This window comes from Marinobacter sp. MA (genome assembly GCF_048298425.1).
Taxonomy (GTDB): Bacteria; Pseudomonadota; Gammaproteobacteria; order Pseudomonadales; family Oleiphilaceae; genus Marinobacter; species Marinobacter salsuginis.
The window spans coordinates 2,030,848-2,048,795 of the sequence record NZ_CP103058.1; the positions used below are offsets into that span (position 1 = coordinate 2,030,848).

The 17,948-nt window shown below is 55.1% G+C and carries 21 protein-coding genes and 1 tRNA gene; 9 read left to right on the forward strand and 13 right to left on the reverse strand.

Features of this window, described 5'->3' with window-relative positions; genetic code table 11:
• The first annotated feature begins 194 nt into the window (after positions 1-194).
• Positions 195-944, forward strand: a complete 750-nt coding sequence (locus NUW46_RS09425) for a pilus assembly protein PilB (protein WP_418141927.1) — start codon at positions 195-197, stop codon at positions 942-944.
• A 30-nt stretch (positions 945-974) separates the two neighbouring features.
• Here NUW46_RS09425 and NUW46_RS09430 read toward each other — a convergent pair whose 3' ends face one another.
• From NUW46_RS09430 to flgA, 3 genes are all read right to left on the reverse strand, one after another.
• On the reverse strand, positions 975-1,445 hold the full coding sequence (locus NUW46_RS09430) for a flagella synthesis protein FlgN (RefSeq protein ID WP_418141928.1): 471 nt from the start codon (positions 1,443-1,445) through the stop codon (positions 975-977).
• A gap of 7 nt (positions 1,446-1,452) precedes the next feature.
• On the reverse strand, positions 1,453-1,779 hold the full coding sequence (flgM, locus tag NUW46_RS09435) for a flagellar biosynthesis anti-sigma factor FlgM (RefSeq protein ID WP_069185021.1): 327 nt from the start codon (positions 1,777-1,779) through the stop codon (positions 1,453-1,455).
• Positions 1,780-1,954: 175 nt separating this feature from the next.
• On the reverse strand, positions 1,955-2,656 hold the full coding sequence (flgA, locus tag NUW46_RS09440; RefSeq protein ID WP_418141929.1) for a flagellar basal body P-ring formation chaperone FlgA: 702 nt from the start codon (positions 2,654-2,656) through the stop codon (positions 1,955-1,957).
• Between the two features lie 188 nt (positions 2,657-2,844).
• Between flgA and NUW46_RS09445 the strand changes: the two genes are divergently transcribed.
• From NUW46_RS09445 to NUW46_RS09470, 6 genes are all read left to right on the forward strand, one after another.
• Positions 2,845-3,774, forward strand: coding sequence for a chemotaxis protein CheV (locus NUW46_RS09445; RefSeq protein WP_418141930.1), 930 nt, complete (start codon positions 2,845-2,847; stop codon positions 3,772-3,774).
• Between the two features lie 37 nt (positions 3,775-3,811).
• Positions 3,812-4,639, forward strand: coding sequence for a CheR family methyltransferase (locus NUW46_RS09450; protein ID WP_069185024.1), 828 nt, complete (start codon positions 3,812-3,814; stop codon positions 4,637-4,639).
• A 3-nt stretch (positions 4,640-4,642) separates the two neighbouring features.
• Entirely contained in the window at positions 4,643-5,839 is a 1,197-nt protein-coding gene (locus NUW46_RS09455; RefSeq protein ID WP_418141931.1) for an MFS transporter, read from the forward strand.
• Positions 5,839-6,456 (forward strand): flavin reductase family protein, encoded by a 618-nt coding sequence (locus NUW46_RS09460; protein ID WP_418141932.1) that lies wholly within the window; start codon positions 5,839-5,841, stop codon positions 6,454-6,456. Before NUW46_RS09455 ends, NUW46_RS09460 begins: the two co-directional genes overlap by 1 nt.
• 18 nt (positions 6,457-6,474) lie before the next feature.
• Positions 6,475-7,374 (forward strand): LysR family transcriptional regulator, encoded by a 900-nt coding sequence (locus NUW46_RS09465; RefSeq protein ID WP_418141933.1) that lies wholly within the window; start codon positions 6,475-6,477, stop codon positions 7,372-7,374.
• 110 nt (positions 7,375-7,484) lie between these two features.
• Positions 7,485-7,850: a DUF7352 domain-containing protein gene (locus tag NUW46_RS09470; protein WP_418141934.1), complete on the forward strand. Its 366-nt coding sequence runs from the start codon at positions 7,485-7,487 to the stop codon at positions 7,848-7,850.
• Between the two features lie 28 nt (positions 7,851-7,878).
• On the opposite strand, the gene NUW46_RS09475 is transcribed toward NUW46_RS09470, so the two are convergent.
• A complete protein-coding gene (locus NUW46_RS09475) occupies positions 7,879-8,538 on the reverse strand; it encodes a cupin domain-containing protein (RefSeq protein WP_418141935.1) in 660 nt (219 codons plus the stop codon).
• A 67-nt stretch (positions 8,539-8,605) separates the two neighbouring features.
• On the reverse strand, positions 8,606-9,136 hold the full coding sequence (locus NUW46_RS09480; protein WP_418141936.1) for an isochorismatase family protein: 531 nt from the start codon (positions 9,134-9,136) through the stop codon (positions 8,606-8,608).
• Positions 9,137-9,341: 205 nt separating this feature from the next.
• Here NUW46_RS09480 and NUW46_RS09485 point away from each other — a divergent pair.
• Both NUW46_RS09485 and NUW46_RS09490 read left to right on the forward strand, forming a co-directional pair.
• A tRNA-Ser gene (locus NUW46_RS09485) sits at positions 9,342-9,432 on the forward strand.
• A 340-nt stretch (positions 9,433-9,772) separates the two neighbouring features.
• Positions 9,773-10,717 carry a substrate-binding periplasmic protein gene (locus tag NUW46_RS09490; RefSeq protein ID WP_418141937.1) on the forward strand — a complete coding sequence of 315 codons (945 nt, stop codon included), beginning with the start codon at positions 9,773-9,775 and terminating at the stop codon, positions 10,715-10,717.
• A gap of 206 nt (positions 10,718-10,923) precedes the next feature.
• Here NUW46_RS09490 and NUW46_RS09495 read toward each other — a convergent pair whose 3' ends face one another.
• The 8 genes from NUW46_RS09495 to NUW46_RS09530 form a co-directional block, all read right to left on the reverse strand.
• Positions 10,924-11,388, reverse strand: a complete 465-nt coding sequence (locus tag NUW46_RS09495; RefSeq protein ID WP_418141938.1) for a DMT family transporter — start codon at positions 11,386-11,388, stop codon at positions 10,924-10,926.
• A gap of 17 nt (positions 11,389-11,405) precedes the next feature.
• Positions 11,406-11,846: an acyl-CoA thioesterase gene (locus tag NUW46_RS09500; RefSeq protein ID WP_418141939.1), complete on the reverse strand. Its 441-nt coding sequence runs from the start codon at positions 11,844-11,846 to the stop codon at positions 11,406-11,408.
• Between the two features lie 72 nt (positions 11,847-11,918).
• The gene (locus NUW46_RS09505; RefSeq protein WP_069185034.1) at positions 11,919-13,388 is read right to left on the reverse strand and encodes an NAD-dependent succinate-semialdehyde dehydrogenase; all 1,470 of its coding nucleotides are present in this window, start codon (positions 13,386-13,388) and stop codon (positions 11,919-11,921) included.
• A 29-nt stretch (positions 13,389-13,417) separates the two neighbouring features.
• On the reverse strand, positions 13,418-14,575 hold the full coding sequence (locus tag NUW46_RS09510) for an iron-containing alcohol dehydrogenase (protein ID WP_418141940.1): 1,158 nt from the start codon (positions 14,573-14,575) through the stop codon (positions 13,418-13,420).
• A gap of 9 nt (positions 14,576-14,584) precedes the next feature.
• Complete coding sequence (locus NUW46_RS09515; protein ID WP_069185036.1) at positions 14,585-15,241, reverse strand: ATP-binding cassette domain-containing protein; 657 nt, start codon at positions 15,239-15,241, stop codon at positions 14,585-14,587.
• Positions 15,228-16,031 carry an ABC transporter ATP-binding protein gene (locus NUW46_RS09520; protein ID WP_069185037.1) on the reverse strand — a complete coding sequence of 268 codons (804 nt, stop codon included), beginning with the start codon at positions 16,029-16,031 and terminating at the stop codon, positions 15,228-15,230. Before NUW46_RS09520 ends, NUW46_RS09515 begins: the two co-directional genes overlap by 14 nt.
• On the reverse strand, positions 16,028-16,978 hold the full coding sequence (locus NUW46_RS09525) for a branched-chain amino acid ABC transporter permease (RefSeq protein ID WP_069185038.1): 951 nt from the start codon (positions 16,976-16,978) through the stop codon (positions 16,028-16,030). The genes NUW46_RS09520 and NUW46_RS09525 overlap by 4 nt, the downstream gene beginning before the upstream one ends.
• Positions 16,978-17,874 (reverse strand): branched-chain amino acid ABC transporter permease, encoded by an 897-nt coding sequence (locus NUW46_RS09530; protein WP_069185039.1) that lies wholly within the window; start codon positions 17,872-17,874, stop codon positions 16,978-16,980. The genes NUW46_RS09525 and NUW46_RS09530 overlap by 1 nt, the downstream gene beginning before the upstream one ends.
• Positions 17,875-17,948: the final 74 nt, after the last annotated feature.

Here is a 17,948-nt window from a genome sequence, read left to right on the forward strand (position 1 = left end):
GCAGGCGTTTTTGCTGCGACAATTCAGCGAATTCTGTTATCAGGTGCCAGATCTTACCAGAAGGGGATGGTAAAACGATGACTGTATCCACGCACATTGTGTTGTGATCATCTAACATTCCGGGTATCGGAAATCATGGATCACATTAGCCGGGCCGGGTTGTACGGTTTTCACTGTTCAAAAGGAGACACTGGGTGAGAATCCGTCAGGGATTTGAAGAAAAGTCACGCCTCGGGCGGCTGCTTGTTAATCGCGGCTACCTGTCCGAGAAACAACTGGATGAGGGCCTAAAGCTCCAGCGCGAAACCGGACAGCGTCTGGGTGAGGTGTTCATCCAGGCTGGCTGGATCAGCGAAAAAGAACTTCACCGCGTCCTAAAGCACCAGTCCCGGTATCGCAACGCTGCGGCGCTCGTCACAGCGGTAACGCTGCCATTCCAGCCCCTGGTCACCTTTGCGGCGAGCAATTCGGCCGAAGCGTCACAGGCATCATTGGAGGCTGGTGAACTGTATGAGCGCGGTAACCTTGCTCCATTAAGCGAGACTGAGCTGGCGGCCGTCTCAGGTCAGGGAGACCCGAACCTGCTGGAGCGTATCGGTATTGTTCGCGATATGGTTGAGAATCCGGCTGGTGACGGCGAACAGGGCGCTGACGATTCCCCGGATGTTATCGAGGGGCTGAAACTTACCGCCAATATTTTTGTACCGGTCCTCAACTTTCTCGACTCGGACCTGACCATTTCCGGTGTCCACTACCGCGAGGGGGAACCCCGCTATCGGGTGAGGGAGGATGGCGCCTTGATGCTTGCGTTCCCCGAGCGCATCGAGGAAATCCGCATGGACAATATCCGGGTCAGCGGTAGCCAGGGTGCCTCAATGGGTAACGTGAGTATCCACGACATCCGTTTCCATCCGGACTCCCAGATGACAATCTATACCCGATGAAGTAAAAAGCGTTGCTTGCCAGGGCCCTGCTCAGGCGCTGGCAAGCACTGTGCTGCTGGAAACTGTGGTCTGTTGGCCCTGGGCACCGTACAGCTTTTGCTGACCGGTGGCGCCACGGAAGATGTCGGTAAGCCGGGACAGGCGTTTTTGCAAATGGCTGATCACCCGACCGTTGGTCTGGTTCAGCGTCTGACAGGCCCGGAGTTTCTGATCCGCTTCCTGCCAGAGCTGGAACAGCTCAGAAAAACCGGCGCTGCGGATAAAACGGGAAGGCTCGCCACTTTCCGGGCGGTATCCCATCTGGACCAATGTCCGGATTTTCTGTTTGGCGCGTTCGCGAACGGCACCCAGAAGCTCGTTTTTTTCTTTGGTCAGAGTTTCCAGCTGGCGGAGGTCGGAACTGGCAAGGCATGTCTTTTCTTTTTCGAGAATATCAGCCAGCGTCTCCAGCTGACTGATATCCTGGGAAAGAAGGGTCTTCAGATCATCGATTGCGGCCATGGTTTACTCACCCGAAAATGCTTTCATCCATCTCAAGCATTTTCTGGGCCAGTTTCTCGGCGTCAATCTTGTAGGTTCCGTTCTCCAGGGCGGAGCGGATCTGTTCGATGCGGTCGTCATCCATTTCCGGATAATCGCCCAACTTCTGTTCAAGCTGTTTGAGATTCTTGGCCTGATTGCTCAGGCTGACGTTCTCGCCCCGGGCACCCTGGGCCTGGGTTTTCGCCTGTTCGTTGGTCGCCGGCTGGGTATTCTGGGTGCCGGCGCTCTTGTCGGCCGTGGTTCTCTGGGTGTTGACCTGGCCGGGGCCAATTCCATTTAAGTCAACTGACATATCTGTACCTGCTTGCCTGTCGCGCCACGTGAATGCAGCGCTTACTCGAGTTTATGTCTTCTTAACGGCGGGGCCGCGAAAACCTTTAGTAATTTTCAGTAGTTTTTTCGTCTCTTTTTTCTACCGGGTTTCCGGCAGGGATTTGCCGCACCGGCAAGCTCATGCCGAGGCGGGCTTACATCGGGATTTCGACATGACCTGGCGCAACAACGCTGGCCTTGATCGTGCGGGAGGATCGCAGATTCTCAACCAGAACCTGTTCGCCAACCCCTGCGCTGGCAAGGGCCTTCCCGCGCGAACGCACTGAGAATCCGCCCGTTTTGGCGGTGATGATAACATGGTCGCCCCGTTCCACGGCATTTGGCGCAGAGAGCATATCCGGCGTGATCAGCGAGCCTGCGTTGACCGACCGGCGCACCTCCATGCCGATGGCCTGTTGCGCATCGGTAATGACGCCGCGCCGGGAGGCATTGATTTCAACGGACTGCTTGGCGAGGAGGCCTTCGGTTACCCGTTCGCCCCGTGTCAGCGGTCTTGCCGCCACAAGGGCCGGCCCGTGGATGGAAACGGAAGCCGTCACAAACATCCGCCAGGGCCTTGATCCTTCGCAGGCCACCTGCATCGAAGGGCTGGTGCTTTTCCAGGGATCTCCACTGAATTCGACACTCAACGGCTTCTCGCATTCCGCGAGTGCAAGTCGGTCGTCGATGGAGCCCGGTTCAAAGGATACGGTGTAGCCTTCTGCGGCCTGTTCTCTGGCGAAGCCGTCAAGAAATTCCAGTGTCGCCTGGCGAATCTGTTCAGCGGTTGTGTCAGCCAGCAGCGGGGCGCTCAAGCAAGACATTAGCAGTATCAGAGCGAATTTGGTGGTGCGCATACGTAGCAGTTTGTCCTATGCTGTCAACAACAAGGCAGAAAAGCCCGAATCCGGCTAAGGATTCGATGGCAGTGGCCGTTAAACGGGCTAATCCGCCGCTGATATGACGGGTTTCCGTCAATCACGCTATTATTCAGTGACCAGCAAGATATATGCCGTTGTAATTCCGGCAGGCCAGGAGAATCGAAATGGCAGGGGTATTGGACAGTGTTAACCAGCGAACCCAGTTGGTAGGGCAGAATCGCCTGGAGCTCCTTCTTTTCCGCTTAAGGGGGAGGCAGATCTATGGGATCAACGTCTTCAAGGTGAAAGAAGTACTGCAGTGTCCGAAACTGTCGTCACTGCCAAACAGTCGGCCTGTTGTTCGTGGCGTCGCTCACAGCCGCGGTGAGACCATCCCCATCATTGACCTGAGCATGGCCATTGGCTTGCCCGGCATTCCCCAGGAAGAGCTGGCTACCAGTTTTGTCATCATTACCGAGTACAATCGCAAGACACAGGGTTTCCTGGTCACCGGCGTCGACCGGATCATGAACATGAACTGGGAAGACATTCTGCCTCCGCCCAAGGGAGCAGGACGCGATGTGTACCTTACCGCTGTTACCAAGATTGATGATAAGCTGGTCGAAATCATTGATGTAGAGAAGATTCTTGCAGAAGTTTCTCCGCTTGGTGAGGATGTCACCGAGGCGGTTCTGAGCAAGAGTGCGGATCGCGTCCCGGGGCATCTCCCGGTGCTGGTCGTGGACGACTCCTCAGTGGCCCGTCGGCAGATCGAGCGCTGCCTGACTGCCATCGGGATGGAAGTCATCACAAAGAACGACGGCAAACAGGCGTTCGAATACCTGAAGGAGGTGACTTCTGACGGTTCAAAGGCGCGGGATCATTTCTCATTGATTATCTCCGATGTCGAGATGCCGGAAATGGATGGTTATACCCTGGTCACCAAGGTGAAAGGTGACCCGGCCCTTGCAGACATGTTTGTCATGCTCCACACCTCCCTCAGTGGTGTGTTCAATCAGGCGATGGTGAAGAAGGTCGGGGCCGACGACTTTATGGCAAAGTTCAGTCCGGACGAGCTGGCGGAGCGGGTGATGGAGATCATCGACCAGGGTTGATGGCGCCGCTCGAAGATTCACTCAGAACAGAGATCCAATGAAAGCGGAAATAACGCCACAGGAATATGAAGCCTTCAAATCGTTCCTGCAGGATGCCTGTGGGATTTTACTCGGGGAGAACAAACAGTACCTGGTAAAAAGCAGGCTGCGCAGGATTCTCGAAGAGAACAGTCTGAATACCCTGGGTGAACTCCTTGATCGCCTCAAGCGTCCCGGGCGGGGCGGCCTGAAGGAGGTGGTCATCGATGCGATGACCACCAATGAAACCCTGTGGTTCCGCGACAATCACCCTTTCCGGATTCTCCAGGAAAAACTGCTTCCCGAGTTCGCTGAGCGCAAAACCGCCCAACCCCTTCGTATCTGGTCGGCGGCCTGCTCAACAGGTCAGGAACCCTACTCCATCGCCATGATCGTGGAAGAATTCCGGCGTGCGAGGCCCGGGAAGCTTCGCGACGTGAAAATCACGGCCACGGATATCTCCAAAAGCGTTCTGGAAGTCGCCCGCAAGGGTGAATACGAGATGATCGCCATTGGCCGGGGCCTGTCACCGGAGCGACAAAAGCAGTTCTTCACCCCGTCCCTGAATGGCGGCTGGCAAATCAAGCCGCAAATCCGGAGTATGGTGGAGTTCAAGGAATTGAACCTGCTTGAGCGCTACATGCTCGGCAAGTTCGACATCGTGATGTGCCGGAATGTTTTGATCTATTTTTCCGCAGATCTCAAGAAGGACATCCTTACCCGGATGCACGCCACCCTGAATCCCGGCGGCTACCTTGTTCTGGGTGCCTCCGAATCGCTGAACGGTTTGCCTCACCTCTACGAGATGGTGCAGTGCCATCCCGGAATCATCTACAGGAAAAAGTAGCCCATGCCCCTTAATGTCTGGGTCCTGGTTGCTGCCCAGGCGCTCGCCATGTGCACCGCGCCTTTTATTGTGTTTATCGGCAGCATCCAGGGACGATTGCTGGCTCCAGCGCCTGAATATGCAACGCTGCCCGTCGGTCTGGTGGTGGTCGGTACTGTAATGGCCATCAAACCGGCAACCTGGTTGATGGAACGCATGGGGCGCAAGCGCGTGATGCTGCTCGGTGCGGTCATGGGCATCCTCGCCGGTCTTCTCGGAGCGTTGGCCTCCTGGTCCGGTCTTTTTTCACTACTGTGTCTGGCGGCTGTGGTCGGTGGTACCGGCCTTGCGGTCGTTCACCAATACCGGTTTGCCGCCATGGAATCCGTGGCACCGGGTATGGCCGGCTCTGCCGCCGCCCGTGTGCTGCTGGGTGGTCTGGTCGCGGCCTGGCTTGGGCCCGAAGTGGCGGGGCTGGGAAGCGGCGCAGCCGAGCAGTATCCGTTTCTGATCAGCTGGGTTGGGCTCGCCGTGGTTCAGGCCGCAGCCCTGTTGATTCTTGGTGCTGGCTACCGGGCCGGCGCCGAGCGTGTTCAGGAATCAAAACCCGGCGGCGGGCGCCCCCTGCGGGAAATTCTCGGCAACCCACTGGTCTGGGCTGCCATCAGTGCGGCCGCCATTGGCTATGCGGTCATGAGTTTTATCATGACAGCAACGCCATTGAGCATGACGGAAATGGCAGGCCACGACCTGGACGACGCCAAGCGCGTGATCCAGCTTCATATCATGGCCATGTATTTACCCTCGCTGATCAGCGGCTGGCTGACCCGAGTTGTGGGCATACCGCTGATGATGGCTGCGGGATTGCTGGCGTATTTGGGCTGCATCGGCCTGGCGGCCAGTGGCGTGAGTTTTCATCATTATCTTTCAGCGCTCCTGTTACTCGGTGTCGGTTGGAATTTTCTCTTTGTTGGCGGCACAACGCTGCTGCCCCGGGGGTACCGGGATGCCGAACGTTTCCGGGTTCAGGCTCTGAACGACATGATGGTCTTTGGCTCCCAGGCCACCGCTGCGCTGTCTGCCGGCGCTATTCTGAGCTGGCTGGGGTGGGGCGGCCTGGTTATGGTTGCAGTGCCATTCCTCATAATTCACGGGTTGTTGATGACTCTGTGGCTGTTGCGCGAAAGAGCGCCCGAAGCCGCCGTCAAAGGGAGTGAATAATGCTTATAGATTTCGAGGGTATGGATCCGAAGGACGCCTACCACATCCTGACCCAGACGGTTATCCCCCGACCGGTGGCCTGGGTGCTGAGTGAAAATCCGGACGGCGACTTCAATCTGGCGCCGTTCTCTTTTTTCACGCCTATTACCAGCAATCCACCCCTGCTGATGATTTCGGTTGGTAAAAAACCGGCCGAGGGTGTTTCCAAGGACAGCCGGGTCAATATTGAGGCAAGAAAGCATTTTGTGGTTCACATAGCCCATCGGGATCTCGCCGCCGCCGTTACGGAATCCTCACGAACGCTGCCCCATGGCGAATCGGAGCTCAAAAATCTTGATCTGGAGCTGGTGGATTTCGAGGGTACAGGCTTGCCCCGGCTCAAGGACTGTCACGTCGCCTTTGCCTGCGAGCTTTATGACATCAAGGAAATTGGTGCAGCGCCGCAGTCGCTGGTATTCGGGAAGGTTACCCGGGTCTGGGTATCGGATGCGGCGGCCCGTTACGATGACAAGAATCGTCTGACCTTCGACGGCGCTGCGATTGATCCCATTGGCCGCCTGGGTGGGAGCGAATATGTCACCTTCGGTGAGATTCTCAAAATTCCGCGGCCCTCCTGACGCTGACAGGGCAGATCCATGGAACAGCTGAATCTTCGCCACCTGTATTATTTCTGGGTAATCAGTAGGGAAGGGTCGATCGCGCGCGCCAGCGAGGTCCTCGAGCTGGCTCCGCAGACGCTCAGCGGTCAGTTGGCGACGTTTGAGGCGTCGGTGGGTGGTCGCCTGTTTTCCCGGGAGAGACGCAAGCTTATTCTCACGGACCTTGGCCGGCTGATTCTCGGCTACGCCGATGATATTTTCGCCCTGACTGGCGAGCTTGCTGAGACCCTCCGGCTTGATCCTTCCGAGCGTCCCTTGACCCTGCGCGCCGGCGTATCGGCTTCCATTCACAAATTGATTGCCTATTACCTGCTGCAACCGGCCATGGCAGGTGAGCGCTCCGTTCAGCTGGAATGCCAGACGGGCCGGACCGAGGACCTGGTGCTGAGCCTGAAGCGCAAGGAGCTGGACCTTGTGCTGACTGACCGCATGCCGAAACTGCAAGAAGATGGCAACCTCACAGTGCATCCCCTTTCGGGGTCCAGCATGAGTCTGTATGCCGCACCGAAGCTCGCGAAAAAGCTGAGGAAAGGGTTTCCGGAATCCCTCAATGGGCAGCCGCTGCTGGCCAACGCCACCGACGCCCCTTACTTCGAGCGGTTGATGAACTGGTTCTCCCTGAACGGGGTCCGCATGAAACTCGTTGCCCGTGTCGACGATAGCGCCCTGATCAAAGTGTTTGGCAGCCAGGGCTATGGCGTTTTTGCCGCACCAACATCAATCCGAGAGGAGGTGTGTCGTCAGTATGAGGTAGAGCAGATTGCCTCAATCGATGAGGTAATGGATGAGTTGTTTGCCATCACCCGGGGCCGAAAAACCGCCCACGAAGGTGTTCGGGCGATCGTAGAGGCTCATGCTGACAGCAGAGAAACCTGATAGCATCGAAAAAAACGAAGGTAAAAGCTCACAAAAGCTTATTTTATCGAATTCTGTTCCTGTTCATGATGGAGTTGTGAAAGGCAGCAACCCGAAGAGGAGCAGCAGCTATGAAAACCATCCACAAATTCCGTCTGGAACCGGGCAAGGAGCCGACCACGCTCACGCTCAAAGAGGGTTACAGGGTGGTGCGCAGCGAATACATCGTGCCCCACAAGGCCGTTTACCTTTGGGTAGAGCAGCCCCTGAGCGTGACCACACCGACCCTGGATCGCCAGTTCCGTGTCGCTTTCTCGGGTGAACCCGTGCCGGACAGCTTCGAGTATGTCGACACCGCTCTGGATCCATTTGGCCCTGAGGCGTATCACGTGTTTGCGGTCCCCGCGGACGAAGAGGCACTCTTCAGCCCGGTGTCAGAGGGCGCAAGCAACGACGCATTCAGCAGGCACAACTGGCAACACACAGCGATCTCTTAGCCTCTTAAGGGCCCTCCGGGGCCCTTTTTTAATGCGCTTCGATCGGTAGATGACCGGTTTTTACCCAGATAATCGTTTCCTCGTCCACGAACGGGTGATGCTGACTCATATGCGGGCTGCGAATCCAGGTGCCGGCGGGGTAGCGCCCGTGCTCGTCACAGAATTCTCCGGACAGCACAAAAATTTCCTCACCGCCGAAGTGCCGATGGGGCTGAAACATCTCCTTGGCCGGCCACTTCACCAGGGCGACGTGCTCGTGCTCGAACTCGTGTAGAGGCATTACCTCTAGCCCTCCGATACCCGGGAGCCACGGAGTATTGCGGGTGTCGATGCGCACCGTCGACTGATCACGCTCATCGAACTGATGAAGTTTGACCAAGAGGATGCAACCTTTCTTGCTGAACGGGGCGTGTCCGCTGCCGGGCGGATTGCGCAAATAGGTGCCGGCCGGATAATCGCCGGTCTCGTCGGAAAACACGCCTTCCAGAACCAGAATCTCCTCGCCCAGGGGGTGCTCGTGTCGCTTGAAGGAGGCTCCGGGCTCGTATCGGACGACGCTGGTGGCATGCCCACGTTCGGCCTCCTCACGGGCCAGGGGCTTTCTCAGAACACCTCCCGCGGGGCTGGGAACCCACTCCTCCTCGGTGGTGCGAACGACAACCTTCTTGGAAAAGTCCATATTGAGCATTGTGAACCTCGAAAACCACCTGTGACTGAGGCGATTGTCTACGTATGTAGCTGCACAGTGGATGCCTCTATTTGATCAGGGCCTGGATGTTCCGGAACTGCGGATGCTTGCAATGGCGCATCCACTCGAACGCGACCATTTCAAGCGTTACGATCCTTGCGCCGCTCTCGCTGAGGCGGTCCAGCGCAACATCGCGATCAAACTCGTTACGGGACCCGGTCGCATCCGCCACCACCCAGACCTTGTAACCCGCATCAATCAGGCTCAGAGCGGTCTGCATCATACAGACATGGGTCTCGCAACCGCCTATGACAATGTGCTGTCGGCCTTCGGGTAGCTGATCAACGAGTCCATCCGGGCAGGCATCAAAATGGTGCTTGGCCAGGGTCGTGTTACACAACTCCCGAATGGCTTCAACGTTATGCCCAAGCTTGTCAGGCAATTGCTCCGTTCCCAACACAGGAACCTCCATAAGCCCGGCAATGGTGGCCAGAACGATGCACCGGTCCACCACTTCATCACCGTGGCTGATGGCGGGCATCAGCTTATCCTGAACATCGATGAGCACCAGTGTCGATTGCTCGGCTTTCATCAGCATTTTTATTATCTCCCGATTGCTTTGATGATTCCTGTCCGCATTGTGTTAACGATAGCCCTGAATCTGTTCAACCGGTAAACACAAAAACGTCCAGGCAGTAATTTTTTCGACGATTTTCCGCCAGGGAGTTGCCAACCGCCCATAAAACCATTAAAGTTTGCGCCCTCAAATGAGCGACGACATCGCTGATTTGAAACAGTTTATTGGAGAGGTGGCCGAGTGGCTGAAGGCGCACGCCTGGAAAGTGTGTAAACGTTAATAGCGTTTCGAGGGTTCGAATCCCTCCCTCTCCGCCAATACAAAACCCCAGCAGAAATGCTGGGGTTTTTTATTGGCTGATTGGCAGGGTAGAAAGAACCCTCGCGGGTTCGACCGAAGCCTGCAAAGCAGGCTGAGGAACGTCGGAGCAAAACGACGACGGCCCCGAAGGGGTGAGGGCCGCAGGCCCGAATAATCCCTCACTATTTGCCATATTTAAGCCCTAATTTTTACTCAGAAAATCAGCCTTTCACTCTCTCGCTGATAGCATTTAGTACCGGTACCGGTTGATGCCCTAAGGCTTCAGTTTCTTGGGCCAGAATGTGCTCATGATAGGGTGGATACCCGCGGCCCGTGAATGTTTGCTAAGGTGCAAACATGAAAACGGTGTTTCTTGGCCGGTCCAAAGCCGCAATAGTTCTTCCACGGAGCTTCTTCAGGGAATGGCTTATCGTGTTTCTGTATGCTGGTATTAGCGTCTTTACAACGGTAACGATGGCGGATCCAGGAAGGGAGGCGGCTGAGGGCGACGATGGTTTAGCGTCAACTCAATACCGCTCCACCGATGAATTCGAGGTGCTGTTGGACGGGCCTGCTCTGCGAGACTCGAATAAACGATTTGGTCAAGCATTATCAGGGAGCGTTCTACCAAGGCCAACCATTCATTTGGCAGCCCCCGAAAAAGCTTTTGTTCAAGATATTTCTATTAAAGTACTACGAAAAGCTTACGACAAATTGGGTTATGAGTTAGTGGTCCATGAATTACCAAATCTTCGCTCATTGATGTCCGCAAACAATGGGAAATACGATGGTGAAGTTTCGCGTGTTGCCAATCTCAGTTCAATCTACCCTAATTTGCATCCTATACCGACAGCAATAAACGTCGTTAATGTAGTTGCGCTTGCACAAAAGAATAGCGCTAATATCCAAAGAGTTGAGAATATTCGAGACAATCCACTGTGTGTAAGAGGGAATGTAATAGTGGAGACGTTGGTCAGTGCACATCGCATTGAGTGCATATTTGTTGTAAACATAAGCCAAGCGCTAGCGATGGTAAGTCGAGGTAGAGCCAAATACACTTTGCTTCCCGAAACCAATGCGAAAATCTCCGTTTTACATTCACCAGTTTCGAATGTTCGGATAGTAAGCCCCGTGCTTCATTCAGAACCGCTTTACCATTATCTACATAAAAAAAATCTCAGCCTTGTGGAGCCACTTGATAAGGTATTGAGTGAAATGCGGTCGAGTGGAATTATTGACCAAATACGCTCGGAGTATTTTGACAGCATACCAAGTCCGGATCGCATGGGTTCGGACGACTAAAGAAAGCACTAAACATGCCTCAGTGTCAGGTCAATCATGTGTAAACATCTCTAGTCCAGTTACACCGCTGATTAGAGTTTTCCGTACGTTGGTGCTTCGCAAGGTATTCCCGGGGTGACAAGCCCTCTGTTGGGTCTTGGGCGCGCGAATTTTCGCTTTTGTTTAATAGCCGTCATTGGCCGGACTAAAGAGCAGACATCAGCTCTCTACCTGGCCCCGCCCGGTACTTTGTTCAGCACCAGGAAAACGCCAATTGTCATCACTCCCAGCCCGGTAAGCCTCTTAAGGTTCATCGTGAATTTTTGCACGCCCATCAAACCAAAGTGGTCGATGAGACTCATCGCGATGAGTTGTCCCAGCAAAACGAATGCAATAGCGTTGGATATCCCAAAGCGAGGCGCTACCCAGGTGATGGTTAGGATGTAAAAGAGAACAAAAAAGCCGCCGAAATAGAAGTACACGGGGACATTGCCCGGGAAAAGTTTGTCGGGAAGCCCCTCGGTGGTGACCAAATAAGAAATCGCTAAAACCAGGGCAACGAAAAAGAGGATCGTTGCGGCCAGGGCTGGGCTCTGAAGTCTCGCGCCGAGTCCTCCGTTGAGCGTTGCCATCACGGGTATTCCGATACCTGCGATCAACATGAGCAGGGCATAGACGAATGAGCTGTTCATTTTTATCCTCAGGACATTCAAGTTTCTGCCGCACTAGCCTGCGCGGGCAGGATTTCTTCTAGACAGTCCCGAATTTGTTCAGGAATAGGTACTGAGCAATTCCGGTCACGATCCACGAAAACATGCACTACCTGACCATGGGCTGCGGCTTCTTCTTCCAATTCGCGGAAAACAGCCAGCTCATAAGTGACTGAACTATTCCCAAGCTTCGATACCCTGAGACCGACAGAAATTGAGTCTGGATATGCAACGGGACTGCGGAATTGGCAGGATGAGCTTACGACATAGCCCACGATCCTGGCCGAGTGGATATCGAGTCCACCACGCTCAATCAGGTATCGATTGATCGTTGAGTCGAAATATGAGTAATAGGTAACGTTGTTTACATGCCCGTATACGTCATTGTCCTTCCACCGGGTGTATACGGGGTAGAAAACCGTGAAGTCCTGCCGGTTCATTTTAGTCCTCCAAGATTAGAACCGGGGGCGCCCCTGTTTCTGATAGCGGGACGCCCTCGCGAAGTTGAGGGGCTATTTCATACCGCCAAGACACAGGTACTTGAGCTCCATGTACTCGTCCAGACCGTAGTGGGAACCTTCCCGCCCGAGGCCACTCTCCTTCACTCCGCCAAATGGGGCTACTTCCGTCGAGATGATGCCTTCGTTGACTCCAATCATTCCTGATTCGAGTTCTTCCGCTACGCGCCACACCCGATGAATGTCACGGCTGTAGAAATAGGCTGACAAACCGAACTCGGAATCATTTGCCATCGAGATGGCCTCGTCATCGGTTTCGAACCTGAACAGGGGCGCAACGGGCCCGAACGTCTCCTCGCGGGCGATAAGCATGTCCTGGGTCGCATGAGTGAGAATCGTGGGTTGGAAGAAGGTGCCGCCCAGGGCATGGGGCTGTCCACCCAAAGCTACCTTGGCACCCTTCGATGTAGCGTCTTCAATGTGTCGTTTGACCTTGTTTAGCGCAGCGTCGTTGATCAGCGGACCCTGCTGGGTTTCGCCTTCAAGACCCGGACCAACCACCATTTTGCTGACGGCAGCCTTCAGCTTTTCGGTGAAAGCGTCATAAACGCCGGCCTGAACGTAAACCCGGTTGGCGCAAACGCAAGTCTGGCCAGTATTCCGGTACTTTGACGCCATCAACCCGGCTACGGCAGCATCAAGGTCCGCATCGTCGAAGACAATGAAGGGAGCGTTGCCGCCCAATTCCAGGCTGACTTTTTTAACCGATTCGCTGGCTTGTCGCATGAGCAGCTTGCCAACCGGAGTAGATCCGGTGAAAGAGACCTTGCGCACAATGGGATTGCCAGTCAGTTCTCCACCCACGGCAACGGCATTCGGTTTGGAGCAGGTAACAATATTGATCAGACCGGGTGGAACGCCTGCTTCTTCAGCAAGTGCGGTGATTGCCAAGGCCGAAAGAGGAGTATCTTCAGCTGGCTTTACCACCACTGGACAACCGGCTGCGAGTGCCGGCGCGACTTTGCGAGTGATCATTGCAATCGGAAAGTTCCACGGTGTGATGGCAGCGACTACGCCCACCGGCTGTTTGATAACAACGATGCGCTTGTCTTTTGCATGCCCCGGTATGACATCGCCGTAGGCCCGCTTGGCTTCCTCGGCGAACCATTCGATAAAGCTTGCGCCGTAACCAACTTCGCCTCGGGATTCCGCCAATGGTTTCCCTTGCTCAGCGGTCATCAGGCGAGCGAGATCTTCTTGGTTTGCCATGAGCAGATCGAACCATTTGCGCAGAATACCCGCGCGCTCTTTGGCCGGGGTGGAACGCCATGCGGGCCATGCGGCTTCTGCGGCCTCAATGGCCGCACGGGTATCGGTATCATCCATGTCAGGTACCGTTGCCAACTGATCACCGTTGGCCGGATTGGTCACGGCAAACGTTTTCCCCGACTTGGCCATTATCCATTGGCCATTGATGTAAGCCTGTTCGCGCAGAAGTCCGCGATTCGTTAATTCAAGAGACATGAGTAACCTCAATCAATGCTATGGCCGAATCAGAAAGCGGCCTTGTAGATTGCCAGGGCATCCGTTTCAGACACTTCCCTGGGGTTGTTCACAAGCAGCCGAGTTTGCTTCATGGCATCCGACGCCAGGGTGGCCAGATCTGCCTCCCCAATCCCGACCTCACGCAGAGTTTGCTCCAGCCCCAGGTCAGCACTGAGAGCCTCAAGGCGGTCGATGAACTGATTCACCCTCTGATCGCTGGGGGTGTCAGCCAGATCCGGAAAGACATCGGTGGCCAGAACGGCATAGGCTTCGCCGCAGGTCTCGGTGTTAAAGCGCATCACGTGAGGGAGCACCAGCGCGTTGGACAGTCCGTGGGGTACATGGAAGATTCCGCCGATCGGGTAGGCCAGGGCATGCACTGCCGCTACGGGCGAATTGGCAAATGCCTGGCCGGCCAGCATGGCACCCAGCAGCATGTCAGAGCGAGCCCTGACATCGGTTCCGTCCTTCACTGCTGACTCGATATTGGCTCCAAGCAAGCGGAGGGCTTCTCGAGCGAGTGCCTTGGAAACCGGATTGTTGTTTGCGGAAGCTGAGGTATAGCTCTCGATTGCATGAACCATGGCATCAATTCCGGTAGCCGCGGTCACGTGAGCAGGAAGCCCGAGGGTCAATTCAGCGTCCAAAAGAGCAATGTCGGGAAGCAGCTGAGGCGCAACAACACCTTTTTTCTCGGTTTCACCAACGGTAATGATTGAGATCGGGGTGACCTCTGAGCCCGTTCCTGCTGTCGTTGGAATCTGAATCAGGGGCAATCGTGTGCCTTTGGCCTGTCCAACACCGTAAACGTCGTCAAGCCTTTCTCCGCCGCCAATCAGAAGCGCAATCAGTTTGGCAACATCCATGGATGAACCGCCACCAAACCCAATGACCCCATCCACCGCTGCTTCTCGCGCGTCGGCTAACGCTGCTTCCACGACCGATACAGGGGGGTCGGCGACCACGCCATCGAATAGCGTGTATTCCACGCCTGCCTCGTTTAGGGATCCTGTCGCTCTATCGAGCAGTCCTGCTTTGATCAGGCCGGGATCCGTAACGAGCAGTACCTTTTTACCCATTTGTTCTTTTACGATTTCCCCGAGGCGCTTAATCGCGCCAGGTTCGCAAATAACGCTTTTGGTAGTGTTAAACGTAAATGCAGACATTTGTTCCTCCTAGGTCAGCGACGCAATCGGTTCGACGCTTCCACGCTCAATCTGAAAGGCTTTGTCGACAAGATCTGCGGAATGGGATTGGTCCGATTCTGAAAGTAACACGGTCAGGCCTTCATCTTTCAGTGTGCTCAAGACGCTGGCGAGCCGTCTTGAGAGTGCCGGTGCCACCCCCTCAAACGGCTCGTCCAGTAGCAACAAGTTGGTTCCAGTCATCATTGCTCGGGCCAGGGCAACGAGCTTTTGTTGGCCGCCAGATAACTGGAGCGCTCGGCGATCGGAGAAGGACTCCACCTCTGGCATCATTTCATAGATCCAGGCAAGTCTGGCCTCTGCGTTAACGAGTTGGCAGGCCCATGCTGGCGCCATGATATTTTCCTCGACCGTAAGATCCGGTACCAGACGACGATCCTCTGGCATGTAGCCAATGGACATGCCCGCTCGCTCAAAAGAACCTTGATTGGTCATGTCCTCGCCATTGATCACTATCTGGCCCGCTTTTGGCTTGATAAGACCCATAATCGATCGGAGAGAGGTGGTTTTTCCCGCGCCGTTGCGTCCGATCAGACCGACCATAGAGCCCTTGCTGACGGAAAAGCTAACGTCCCGGAGAATAGTGGTACCGGCAATCTCCGTCGTGACATTCTTAAGTTCTAGCATGATCAGGCTCCTTGCTGGTGTTGGACTCATTTTCGCCAAGATCGAGGTGATGCCCCACCACCAATTCCTGCACTTTGGGGTCAGACAGAACGGTTTGGGTCGGACCGTCCGCAAGAACCCGGCCGTCGTAAAACGCGAGGACCCGGTCGGCGTAACGCAAAACAACCTCCATGTCGTGTTCCACGAACATTGTTGCAGCGTCACTTTTCCGAACCGCTGCCATTACGGTATCCATCAGCAGGAACTTGTCTTCGATGGCAACGCCTGAGGTAGGCTCATCCAACAGCATCAGCCCGGGTTCAGCGAGCATAGCCATGGCAATGTCCAACAGCTTGCGAACCCCTTGGGGCAGAGTGGATACCACCTCCTCCGCATACTGCTCAATTTCGTATTCGCGCAGTACCGCTCGGGCTTTTTCGACTTTTTCTTTGGACCTCAGGGGCTTCAGAAAACTCAATTTGCGATCGACTGAGAAACCGAAAGCAATCAGCATGTTTTCCAGAACCGTTAATTCCTGGAATAGTTGAGGCACCTGAAAGGAGCGCCCTACGCCGGCCAGCGAGACGTCCCTGGGGGATTTCCCGATGATGGATTGGCCGCGCACGAGAATGTCGCCACCGGAGGGTTGAATATAGCCAGTCACCATATTAATGAAGGTAGTTTTGCCGGCGCCATTGGAACCGATGACGCCAACGACTTCGCCGGAATTCAGTTCGACATTGATGTCAGTCGCTGCAGTTACGGCACCAAAAGTTCGTTCCAGGTTTACAGTTTTCAGCAAAGCGCTCATGACGTTTTCCCCGCTTTCTTGTTCTGGAAGCGTTCGACCAGTGACCACAGACCGGATGGCATGAAAATAATGATTGCCAACAGGGCAAAGCCAAGAATCATTTGCCAGGTGTATGGGGCAACGGCGAACGCATAGGTGCGCAAGGCCTCAAACAGAACGGCTGCAACCAGTGGTGCCGCAACATGAGCAGTACCGCCCATCAGAGCGATAAACACAAACTCCCCGGAAGTGGTCCAGTACGCCATCTCCGGATCAACGTGACCGCTTACCAAAGCGGTAATGGTGCCCCCAATAGCCGCTAAAGCCGCCGCGATTATGTACTTCACATACACCACGCGGAACACAGAGCCGCCCAGGTACTCCAACCGGATTTCGTTTTCTCTGACGGCTTCTCCGGCGTAACCGGAAAGCGATTTCAGGTACCGCCATGCAACGGTTCCAAGAGTGATTACAAGGATTACCGCTACAACCAGCACCAGATCTGATGAAGCTTCTGCACCCGGCGTCCAGCCCAACAGGCTCGGATTGGCAACGTTAAAACCATCGGTGGATCCAAGGAACTGGTTGCGAACCAGCAAGCCATAAAGAATCATCGAGAACGCCATCGAAAACATGGCGAAGAAGATTTCACGGTAGCGGCAGAGTAGCAGGCCGATGATGGCGGCTATGGCAACGCTGACGGCAACCGAGGCGAGCATTATGACCAGGATGTCAGTGACGTCTGCAAATTGGGTCAGCATGCCCGCAACGTATGCACCCACGCAGTAATACAGACCTTGGCCAAAGGAGACCAGGCCGGCTCGCATGAGAAGGACCAGCCCGAGAACTACGAGGCCTTTGCCCATGGCAATGGTAAACAGGTAAGACATCCACTGTGGTAGCAGGAGGCCACCAACAATGACGGCCAACCCGAGCACAGATAAAAGCGCTAGGGATCTCGTTTTCATTAGATTTTCCTCGCGTTGGCAACAGCAAACAGGCCTTGCGGACGGAATGCCAGCACAAGCCCCATGACCGCGTAGATAACGAACAACTCGACATCAGGGTAGAGATGTACAGCTGTAGCTCGGGCCATGCCCACGATCAGAGCACCTACAAGGGCGCCAGTGATGCTGCCAAGGCCACCAATCACTACCACTGCGAATGCAAGCACAATCACTTCAATGCCCATGCCCGGCACCACGGAGAGGCCCGGCGCAGTGAGAGCACCGGCTAGAGAACCGATACCAGCGCCAATCAAAAAGGTGATTGTGAAAATTCGCGCGACGTTAATGCCAAGTGCACTGGCTATCTCACGATCGTGAATTACGACTCGAAGGAGTTTCCCGTTGCGGGTGCGGTTCAGGCCATACCAGAGGGCGATACCGATCAAGATGCTCACGCCGATAAGCATGAAATCGTAATTGGCGAACGATAAACCGGCGAACTTGGTTCGACCCAAAAGGGTATAGGGCTGGTAAGCAAAGTAGGGCTCAACACCCCATATAAGCTTGATGGCATCTTCCATGATGAGCAGGACGCCGTAGGTGACCAGAATCATCACGACTTCATCCCTGCCGTACATGAAGCGAAGGAGACCGCGTTCTACAAGAAGTCCCACGGAAATACCGGCGACAAGAGCGGCAGCGATCAACGCGACGAAGCTGAACCAGGGAACGGAGCCGGTGGAGAAGTACCAGCCAACCATGGCGGCGCCCGAGTACGCACCAAGGGCGTAAAAGCTGCCATGAGACATATTGAGTATTCGCATGACCCCGTAAATCAGGGTGAGACCGGCAGAAATGATGAACAGCCATGAGGCATAGACTGAACCATCCACCAGTATTGCAAGAAGTTGTTTCATTGTAAGACTCCCGATGCTTCGCACAGACCTCGCCTGCCGTCCGGGCCATCTTCCGGTCGGGGAGGAGTGAAAGA